Source organism: Streptomyces muensis (genome assembly GCF_021474425.1).
In the GTDB taxonomy this organism is placed as follows: domain Bacteria; phylum Actinomycetota; class Actinomycetes; order Streptomycetales; family Streptomycetaceae; genus Streptomyces; species Streptomyces muensis.
The window spans coordinates 1-8981 of the sequence record NZ_JAKEIP010000305.1 but is presented as its reverse complement, the minus strand read 5'-3'; the positions used below and the strand labels follow the sequence as shown (position 1 = coordinate 8981).

General features: G+C 73.5%; 9 protein-coding genes. 4 read left to right on the top strand and 5 right to left on the bottom strand.

The features are described from left to right. Positions 1–21: 21 nt before the first annotated feature. From L0P92_RS38645 to L0P92_RS38635, 3 genes are all read left to right on the top strand, one after another. On the top strand, positions 22–780 hold the full coding sequence (locus L0P92_RS38645) for an isocitrate lyase/PEP mutase family protein (RefSeq protein WP_234767810.1): 759 nt from the start codon (positions 22–24) through the stop codon (positions 778–780). A 93-nt stretch (positions 781–873) separates the two neighbouring features. Then, the gene (locus L0P92_RS38640; RefSeq protein WP_372497398.1) at positions 874–1293 is read left to right on the top strand and encodes an NUDIX hydrolase; all 420 of its coding nucleotides are present in this window, start codon (positions 874–876) and stop codon (positions 1291–1293) included. 112 nt (positions 1294–1405) lie between these two features. Then, positions 1406–2278: a trypsin-like serine protease gene (locus L0P92_RS38635; RefSeq protein ID WP_234767807.1), complete on the top strand. Its 873-nt coding sequence runs from the start codon at positions 1406–1408 to the stop codon at positions 2276–2278. Positions 2279–2345: 67 nt separating this feature from the next. Here L0P92_RS38635 and L0P92_RS38630 read toward each other — a convergent pair whose 3' ends face one another. From L0P92_RS38630 to L0P92_RS38615, 4 genes are all read right to left on the bottom strand, one after another. Next, positions 2346–3080, bottom strand: a complete 735-nt coding sequence (locus tag L0P92_RS38630; RefSeq protein WP_234767808.1) for a hypothetical protein — start codon at positions 3078–3080, stop codon at positions 2346–2348. Between the two features lie 37 nt (positions 3081–3117). After that, positions 3118–4554, bottom strand: coding sequence for a hypothetical protein (locus L0P92_RS38625; RefSeq protein ID WP_234767806.1), 1437 nt, complete (start codon positions 4552–4554; stop codon positions 3118–3120). 61 nt (positions 4555–4615) lie between these two features. Next, a complete protein-coding gene (locus tag L0P92_RS38620) occupies positions 4616–5218 on the bottom strand; it encodes a TetR/AcrR family transcriptional regulator (RefSeq protein ID WP_234767805.1) in 603 nt (200 codons plus the stop codon). A 69-nt stretch (positions 5219–5287) separates the two neighbouring features. Further along, on the bottom strand, positions 5288–5458 hold the full coding sequence (locus L0P92_RS38615) for a hypothetical protein (protein ID WP_234767804.1): 171 nt from the start codon (positions 5456–5458) through the stop codon (positions 5288–5290). A gap of 192 nt (positions 5459–5650) precedes the next feature. Here L0P92_RS38615 and L0P92_RS38610 point away from each other — a divergent pair, with 192 nt between their 5' ends. Continuing rightward, positions 5651–8746, top strand: a complete 3096-nt coding sequence (locus tag L0P92_RS38610) for a tetratricopeptide repeat protein (RefSeq protein ID WP_234767803.1) — start codon at positions 5651–5653, stop codon at positions 8744–8746. 13 nt (positions 8747–8759) lie between these two features. Here the strand turns inward: L0P92_RS38610 and L0P92_RS38605 are convergent. After that, a partial coding sequence (locus L0P92_RS38605; RefSeq protein WP_234767802.1) for a response regulator transcription factor occupies positions 8760–8981 on the bottom strand: 222 nt, incomplete at its 5' end.

Genomic DNA, 8981 nt, shown 5'->3' with positions numbered 1-8981 from the left:
CGACACCACAGAAACCCGGTCATGACCCCCTTCGCCGCACTTCACCACAAGGACACCCCCCTCCTCCTCCCCAACGCCTGGGACCACGCCTCGGCGAGAGCACTCGCCGACCAGGGCTTTCGAGCCATCGGTACGACGAGTCTCGGAGTCGCCGCGGCCGCCGGTCTGCCCGACGGGGCGCCGGACCTCCGCGACGAGACCCTCCGGCTGGCCCTCGCCCTCGGCTCGGAGCCGTACCTACTCTCCGTCGACGCGGGGGACGGCCACAGCGACGCCCCGGACGAGGTGGGGGAGTTCGCCCAGGAGCTCGCGGCCGTCGGCGTCGTCGGCATCAACCTCGAAGACAGTCTGGGCTCCGTCGCGCTGCACGCCGCGAAGATCGAAGCGGTCAAGTCGGCGGCACCAGGCCTCTTCGTCAACGCCCGCACGGACACGTACTGGCTGGGTGACGGAGAGGGGACGATCGACCGTCTCGACGCCTACCAAAGGGCGGGCACGGACGGGGTGTTCGTCCCCGGGCTCACCGACTCCGAGGGCATCGCCGCCCTCGCCGAGCGCCTCGACGTCCCCCTCAACATCCTCTACAGCCCGACCGGACCGACCGTTCCCCAGCTGGCCGACCTCGGTGTGCGCCGCGTCAGCCTCGGCTCGTTCCTCTACCGACGGGCCCTCGGTGCGGCGCTGGACGCGGTCGCGGAGATCCGGGCGGGCCGGAGCCCGCTGGGCACCGCCCCGTCGTACGACGAGGTGGACGCGTTCAGCCGCCGGGAGGCGACCTGACTCACAGCGCCGTACGGTCGGTTCCTGTTACCGTTGACTGTTTCCCGGGTATCAGACCCTTTGGACTCATCACCGGCGAGGGACCGAGGAACCATGACCATGGACATCCCCGGCGACAGGCGACTGGCGGCCGCCGTCGTGATGGACGACAAGCAGCGGGTGCTTCTGGTGCGCCGCAGCGTGAAGGAGCGGTTCCTGCCGCGGGTGTGGGGCGTTCCCTGCGGGAAGCTGGAGCCCGGTGAGAGTCCCGAGGACGGCGCGCTGCGGGAGTTGAAGGAAGAGACCGGGCTGCTCGGCGAGATCGTCCGCAAGGTCGGCGAGTCGTCCTTCGTCAGCGACTACCGAGGGCACGAGATCAAGAACTGGCAGGACAACTTCCTGGTCAGGCCGTTGTCCGCGAGCGTCACCCTCCCCGAGCCGGATCAGGACGCGCGCTGGCTCGGCCGGTCCGAGCTGACCGGCGTGGAGATCGACGCGTACAACCTCGACATCGTGCGGCAGGCCTTCGCATAGGGAAAACCCTGCGGGACCGGGCACGCTCTTGTCGCGGCCGCCCCCAGACGTTTCACTTGGCGCACCCCCCACAGGAGAACACCCAAGCTCACCTGCAGAAGGGTCAGTTCTTTTGTCAGCCATACGCGCCACCGCCGTCACCGCGGCGGCCTGTGCGGCCGTGCTCGCCACGGCGCTGCCGTCCTCGGCCATCAACTCGTACAACGCCACGCCCGCCCCCGAACGCACCGAGGTCGGCGCGCTCGTGGCCACCTGGGACAACGACGGCGATCCCGCTACCCCCGACCGGGTCGACTGGGTCTGCTCCGGCACCATGATCGACACGGACACCTTCCTGACCGCCGCGCACTGCACCACCGACTGGCCCGACAACGTGAGGTTCTACGTGTCGCTGGACCAGGACGTGCAGGCGGGCCTCGACGCCGCCGCCAAGAAGTACCCCGGCGACCCGGCCGCCCAGGCGAGGGCCGTCGCCGTACCGGGCACCGCCCACAGCCACCCCGACTACCCCGGTCCCGCGTCCGACACCCACGACATCTCGGTGATCGAACTGTCCGCCGCGCAGGTCAGGTCCCGCTGGACCTTCACTCCGGCCACCCTGCCCACCGCGAACCAGCTCGGCGCGCTCGGACCGCAAGGTCTGAACGCCACCGACTGGGTCGTCGCCGGATACGGAACGCAGGAGGCCGTCAACGGCCCCGGCGGGCAGACCCACCCCGGCGGCGGCGTCCGGATGAAGGCGCCCGTCACCTTCGACGCCCTCAACGACTCCTGGGCACGCCTGGCGATGACCGCGCCGCAGGGCAACGGCGGTGCCTGCTACGGCGACTCGGGCGGCCCCAACTTCGCGGTGATCGGCGGCAGGAACGTCCTGGCCGCCACCACGATCACCGGGGACACCCCGTGCTACGCGACGAACGTGACGTACCGCCTGGACACCCCGGGCGCCCGCGCCTTCCTGTCGCCGTTCGTGAAACTCCCGTGACCGGGCCGGCCGGTCCCGCCCGCCCGGTGCACCAAGCCGCCCGGCGGGCGGGGCCGGCCGGGAGCCGTCACAGGCTCCCGAGCCGTTCCGCCAGATCGCTCAACGCTTCCAGGTAGTCCCGCACATCCAGCGGCACCTTCGCCACCGCGCCCGGACGCGGGTCTGGCCCCGCCGCCGTGAACACATCGGTGTGGTGCCGCCGTTCGGCGCCCGTCTCCAGGAACAGCGTCACCGTCGGCTCGTCCGTGTCGCACCACGCCCGGTGCAGGGTGTGCGCCGGCAGGGCGTACGAGCTGCCCGCCGCGTACTGCCCCAGATGCGTCAGCCGGAGCCGCGCCGGACCGGCCGGCTTCAGCGTCCAGTCCGCCGACCGCTCCGCCAGCGACTCCTCGTAACGGGCCGCCGCGAGATCGCCGACCCGGTCGTCGACCTCGTACAACTCCATGGCCAGCCGCCCCCGCACGACATAGGACGCCAGCGGGGAACGGTGGTTGTGGATGTCCTCCTCGCCGATCGTGCCCGCGCCCGGATGCCACACATGGGCGCGCAGCATCCGGCGCGGTCCGCCGTCGATCAGCAGCAGCTTGTCGAAGCCGAGGACATGGCGGTACGACAGCCGGGCGCAGCCCTCCGGGTCGCCCGCGCCGGAGGCGAGGTCGTCGACCAGCTCCAACAGGCGCTCTGCGGCACCGAGTTCGGCGACGACGCGGTGGGCCGCGGCCGCGAGTGAAGGCCCGGGCAGCTCACCGTCCAGCGCCCCGGCAAGCAACCGTCGCGCCGCCAGGACGTGCCGACCGCCCATGCACCCGTCCTCCAACGCCCGCTCGCCCTCCCCGAGTTCAGCCACCCGGCTGATACATCCATACGGCATGCCCGCGCAGCGCCGAAAGACCTTGATAGGTCATCCACATGGGCCGCCGCAGCTCGGTGCTGTCGCCCAGCCCCCAGGACCAGATACCGTCCGTCTGCCCCGCCCACACCGCGGCGACGGCCCCTTCCAGCCGGATGCGCCACTCCTCCTCCAGCCCGTCCGCGCGGGCGATCTCCAGGGCACCGGGCGAGAGCAGGGCGCGGGCCAGCCAGGAGGCGGTGAAGTGCCGTACGTTCAGCACCTCGTGGCGCGACGGGTCCTCCGTGCGCGGGCGGCGCACCTCCTCGTGCAGGTTCTCCAGGTCCTGGCAGGTGTCGTGCGGTGCGTCCGGGCAGGACAGCAGCCAGCGGACGCCGTCCTCACGGGCCGCCCGGGCCCGCGCGGCCCGCGCGTCGGAGTCCTCGCCCAGGACCCGGGCGGCCCGGTCGAGGGCGACGACGGCCTGCGCGGTGTGCAACGGGGACGGCCTGCCGTACGGCGGCTGGAGACGGTAGCCCCAGCAGCGCAGACGCTCGCGGCGCGGGTCGTTGATCGCGCCGTCCGCGAGGGTCTCGCGCAGCGCGGGCAGGAGTTCGGAGCGGGGTGCGGCGCGCAGCAGTCCGCGCAGCACGGTCGTCACGACATGCGTCGACTCCAGCCCGGCGCGGTCGAGTTGCCGGGTGAACCCGCTGGTGCACCGGTCCACCTCCGCCGCCAGCCGCTCGGCCGAGGTGCCCGCCCGGGCCAGCGCGCCCAGCACCAGCGCGGTGACCTCCGGCCGCGCCTCGGAGCCCTGCGAGCGCGCCGACCAGCCGCCGCCGGGGAGCCGCAGCCGCCACAGGGTGTCCACCAGGTCGCCGGTGCTCAGCCGCCCGTCGGGCACGCCCAGGTCGAGCATGATGTGCAGGCCGTACGCGGTGCCGACGGGGGTGGGCCGCGACGGCGTGTTCTCGCCGAGGGAGTGCGGCCAGCCGGTGAGCCGCCCGCGCTCCGGGTCCTCCACGACGGACACCTGGTCGACGAGGGCGCCGTAGGCGGAGGCGAAGACCTGGGGGAGCGGACCGGGCGCGCCCGGCGCCATCGCGGCGGTCCCCACGGCGGGGGCCTGCGCACGTCCCGCGGACGCCGCGGTCCGGGCCCGCAGCAGCGCCGCCGCCAGCCAGGCCGCGGCGAAGGTGCCGAGCCCGCTGACCCCGGAGATCAGATACCGGGCCGCCGCCCCGTCGATCGAGCCTGGCAGCACACTGAACAGGAACTGGAACACGCCGTACCCGGCGGCAGCGGCCCCGAGTCCGCCGAGCCAGCCGACGAAGCGGGCGGGAGGCGAGCCGGCCGCCGGTTCCTCGTCGGGTGAGGGAGGTGTGGGGCCGGCCTGTCCGGGCTGTCGGGACCTCAAGGGGCCGCGTCCGAGCTGCTGTTGGGACATGACCCGCTCCCTCCCCCGTGGTGGCGGCGTGTGACCTCCGCGAAGCTTCCAGTCTAAGTGGTCAGCGTGGCACCTGGGGCGGCTGCCGGTCCTGCCCGCCGCGCGGCCAGTTCACGAGCGCCACGTGCAGGGCGTCGACAGCGCGCTCCCAGGACTCCTCTACGGCCCGGGGAGCGCCGAAGGCGCCCGTCGACTCCAGCGCGCAGTAGCCGTGGAAGGTGCTGCGCAACAGGCGGACGGCGTCGGTGAGGTCGGGTTCGTCCAGGCCGTAGGCGCGGAGCATGCCGTAGGTGATCTCGGCGGTGCGGCGCATCGCGGGGGAGTCGGCGACCAGGGACTGGTCGATCCGGATCTGGGTCGCCGCGTAGCGGCCCGGGTGCTTCAGGGCGTACTCCCGGTAGGCGCCGGCGAACGCCTTCAGCGCGTCCCTGCCCGCCCGGCCCGCGACCGCCGTCGCGATCCGGTCGATCATCTCCCCGCCCGCGAGCAGCGCGACCCGCGTCCTGAGGTCCTGAAGGTTCCTGACATGCGAGTACAGGCTGGCGTCCTTCACACCGAACTGCCGGGCCAGAGCCGACAGACTGACCTTCTCGAAGCCGACCTCATCGGCCAGGTCCGCCGCGGCCGAGGTGATGCGGTCGGCGGTGAGACCCGCTCGGGGCATGGGGCGACCTCCGTTCCTGTGAGCGCTAGTCTATTGCCTAAACACTCTAGGAAGCCGGGAGACCGGGTCCTATCGCATCAGCGGCGGCAGCCCGGTCACCACACCCCAGCCCGCCGCACCGGCGGCCAGCAGGGCGGTCGGCCAGCCCGCCCCCGCGGCCAGCACCAGCCCGCCCACCACAGCGGCGGCGAGCAGGGCGAGGGTGAGCGCGACCAGCGTGCGGACGTCGAAGAGCGGCATGGTGTGTCCTTCCCGTACGTCTCGGGGCCGTCGCCCCGAGGGATCCGTACGCCCAGCCTCCGGCCCCGAGGGCCTCGGGACGGCGACGGCGAACGACTCCGAACGACCACGAACGATCGACGGGATCCCCGAACAGGCCTGCCTGGCTACGCTGATGACGAACCGTCGGCACCACGTGTCAGGGGGAGACGCATGGCCACTGGGCAGGGCACCCTCGAACCGCTGCTGCGCTTCTGCGGCAGTCTGAGGGAACTGAAATTCGTCTCGGGAGCGCCCTCGCTCGGCGACCTGAAACGGCGTATGCCCTCACGCCCCGCCGCCAGCACGCTCAGTCCCCTGCTGGCCGGGAAGATCCGCCGTGCCCCGCGCTGGGAGCTCGTCCGCGAACTTGTCACCGCCTGCCAGGAGCACGCGAAGGCGGTCGGCATCGACCTCCCCGAGGACCTCGGCTCCGTCACCGCCTGGCGCCGGCGCCACGAGGAACTGGTCCGGGCGCTGGACGGCTCCGCACCCCGGCGGTCGCCCGGCGAACTCGGCGGGCTGCTGCGCCTGACCGCGTCCGGAGAGCCACCCGTCCTCGGTGAACTCAGCGACGCCGACCTGGGGGTGGCCCCGCCGCTGCCCGGCGCCGACACCGGGTACATCGCCCGGCGCGACTTCGACGAGGAGATGCGCAGCATGCTCTCCCTCGAAGGCCCGCCCTACCCGTACGTCCTCGCGTACGGAGAGGATCGCGCCGGCAAGTCCCGCTCGGCCGTCGAGGCGCTGCGCGCGGAGTTCGCCGCCGACACACCCGTGCTGATCCCGCACACCGCCGCCGAGGTGCTTCGGCTGCGCTCCCACGCGCAGGCGCTGGGCGGCCTCGGGACACCGGCCGTGCTCTGGCTGGACGATCTGACGGAAGCCGGCCTGGAGGAGCTGACGCCGGAACTGCTGGAGTGGCTCTCCGGCTGGGCGGTGACCGCCGGAACCGTCTCCGCACGCCGCTGCGGGGCGATCCTGGAGCAGACCGGGCCCGAGGCAGCGGTGGCCCGGGCCGCGCTGAGCACCGCGTGCCTGGTGCATCTGCCGCTCGAACTCGACGACGCCGAACGTGCCGAGGCCGCCTGGCACTTCGCGGGCGGTGCCGCGCCCAGGAGCTTCGCCGAGGTGGTGGAGGCCGCGCAGCCCCGCGAGATGCTGCTGCGGCTCAACACGGCCAGGTCCGCCAACCCCGTCGGCGTCGCCGTCGTCCGTGCCGCCGTGGACTGCCACCGGGCGGGCCTGGTCCGGGGGCTGACGCGCGGCGAACTGCTCCGGCTGCTCCCGCCGTATCTGACCGCGCTCGGCGCGCCCATGACCACCGAGGACGGGTTCGAGCGCGGGCTGGCCTGGGCCCGGGACCCGGTCGTCGGCGGACGTGGCCTGCTGCGGCCCGCGCCGGCCGAGGCGGGCGAGGAACGCTGGCAGGCCGCGCCGGAGCTGGCCGGTGAGGCCGACTCCGGTCCCGTGCCCGGCTTCCTCTGGCCGGAACTGCTGGACCTGGCCACCCCCGAGGAGGCCCTGGGGATCGGCTACCAGGCCGGGAAGCGCGACGCCCCGGTGTACGCGGCCGCCGCCTTCACCAAGGCCATGGAGGACGAGGAGAACCGGTCGGTCGCCCTGCTGTGGCTCGGGAGGGCGAAGTCGCTGCTCGGCGCGAACACCGGGGCCAAGGAGGCCTTCCGGGAGCTCATGCGGACCGGGGACGCCGGGGACCGGGCCGAAGCCGCGCTGCAACTCGGTGCGTTGCTGAGGCAGGAAGGGGACATCCCGGGTGCGGAGGAGGCATGGCGCCGGGCGGCGGCGGACGGGGACGACAAGCGCCTCGCACCGATGGCACGCTTCCAACTGGCCGTCATGCTGGCGCACGAGGACGGGGACAGAGGGGACATCGAGGCCCTCCTCCGCCAGGTCGCCACGAGCGGACACACCGATCTCGCGCCCCGCTCGTGGGCCGTGCTCGCGGGGCTGTGCGAGGACCGCGGCGATCTGCCGGGCGCCCTGGAGGCATGGGAGCGGGCAGCGGAGTGGGACCACGCCGAGGTGGCGGCGCTGATGGAGGAATCGGTCCCCGATCTCAACCAGCGGATGGTGGAACTGGCGGAGGTACTGCACGGCGGACCCGCGCCCCGGACCGCCGGGGAACTGCTGGAACAGGCCGAGCGGCTCAAGGATCTGGGCGATCTGGCGGGGGCGTTGGCCGCCTTCGAGTCCGCCGCGGACTGCGAGGATCCGGACGTACGCGCCCGGGCGCTGCTCGGTGCGGCCTGGATCCTGCGCGGGCAGGGGCGGCGCGCTCAGGCGGTCGAGGCCTTCGAGGCCGTCGCGGAGTGCGGTGTACCGCAGCACGCGGCCAAGGCGCTGCTGGAACTCGGCGTGCTCCTGGACGAGGAGGGGGACGGGCCGGGGTCGCACCGGGCGTGGTCGAGGGCCGTGGCGACGGGCGTGACCGACGAAGCGGAGATCTCCGCGCTCAACCTCGGCCTGCAGGAACTGGGGCGCGGACGCGTCGAGGCCGCGGAGACGGCCTTTCGCCGGGCGGTGCGGACCCAGAACCCCAGGATCAGGGCGAAGTCCGCGCTGAACCTGGCGCTGCTGCACGACGCGGGCGGGGCCGGGGACGAGGCGGTGGACGACTGGTACCGGACGGCCATCGAGACCGGGGACCCGGAGTTCATGCCGCAGGCCGCCATCGCCCTGGCGGGCCGGATGGTCGGCCGGGGCCTGCGGGCCGAGCCGAAGCGACTGCTGGGCATGGCGATGGGCGCCGACGACCCCGGTGAGAAGGCGCGGGCGACCATGTTCCTGGGCGCGGTGCACGACCTCGACGACGACGTGGACCGCGCGGCGGCCCTGTACCGCCAGGCCATCGAGCTGCGGCACCCGGACCATTCGGTCGAGGCCCAGCGCTATCTCGGGCGGCTCTGCTGGCGCACCCATCGCGACGACGCGGCCCGCTGGCACCTGCGGATGGTCCTGGACGCGGGGCACGCCGAGCACTCGCCCGAGGCGGGGCTGCTGCTCGCGCAGATCCACCAGGGGTACGGCGAACTCGACGAGGCCGAGCTGGTGTTGACGCAGCTCCTGGAGACGGGGCACGAGGAGGTGGCCGCCGAGGCCGGGGAACTGCTCGGCGACGTGCTGGCGGGCCGGGGCCGCACCGGGGAGGCGCGGCGGGTGTGGGCTCGGGTGGCCGAACAGGGCCGGGAACCGCACGCGGGCGTCGCTCGCGCCCGGCTCGCGGCACTCGCCGACCGAGAGCCCTGAGGCCGGAGCGGGCTCAGGACGTCCCCGGCTTCACCAGGCCCGTCTCGTACGCCAGCACCACCGCCTGCGCCCGGTCGCGCAGGGTCAGCTTCGCGAAGATGCGGGCCACATGGGACTTCACCGTCGCCTCGCTGAGGGTGAGGTGCTCGGCCAGCTCGGTGTTGGACAGGCCCCGGCCCAGCAGGGTCAGCACCTCCAGCTCCCGTGGGGTGAGCGCCGACAGGGAGGCGGGGGG

What these genes read in the sequence shown, in the direction of transcription:
- L0P92_RS38640 (WP_372497398.1), top strand. Translation starts at nt 874, where the DNA reads ATGACCATGGACATCCCCGGCGACAGGCGACTGGCGGCCGCCGTCGTG.
- L0P92_RS38620 (WP_234767805.1), bottom strand. Translation starts at nt 5,218, where the DNA reads ATGCCCCGAGCGGGTCTCACCGCCGACCGCATCACCTCGGCCGCGGCG.
- L0P92_RS38645 (WP_234767810.1), top strand. Translation starts at nt 22, where the DNA reads ATGACCCCCTTCGCCGCACTTCACCACAAGGACACCCCCCTCCTCCTC.
- L0P92_RS38615 (WP_234767804.1), bottom strand. Translation starts at nt 5,458, where the DNA reads ATGCCGCTCTTCGACGTCCGCACGCTGGTCGCGCTCACCCTCGCCCTG.
- L0P92_RS38610 (WP_234767803.1), top strand. Translation starts at nt 5,651, where the DNA reads ATGGCCACTGGGCAGGGCACCCTCGAACCGCTGCTGCGCTTCTGCGGC.
- L0P92_RS38630 (WP_234767808.1), bottom strand. Translation starts at nt 3,080, where the DNA reads ATGGGCGGTCGGCACGTCCTGGCGGCGCGACGGTTGCTTGCCGGGGCG.
- L0P92_RS38625 (WP_234767806.1), bottom strand. Translation starts at nt 4,554, where the DNA reads ATGTCCCAACAGCAGCTCGGACGCGGCCCCTTGAGGTCCCGACAGCCC.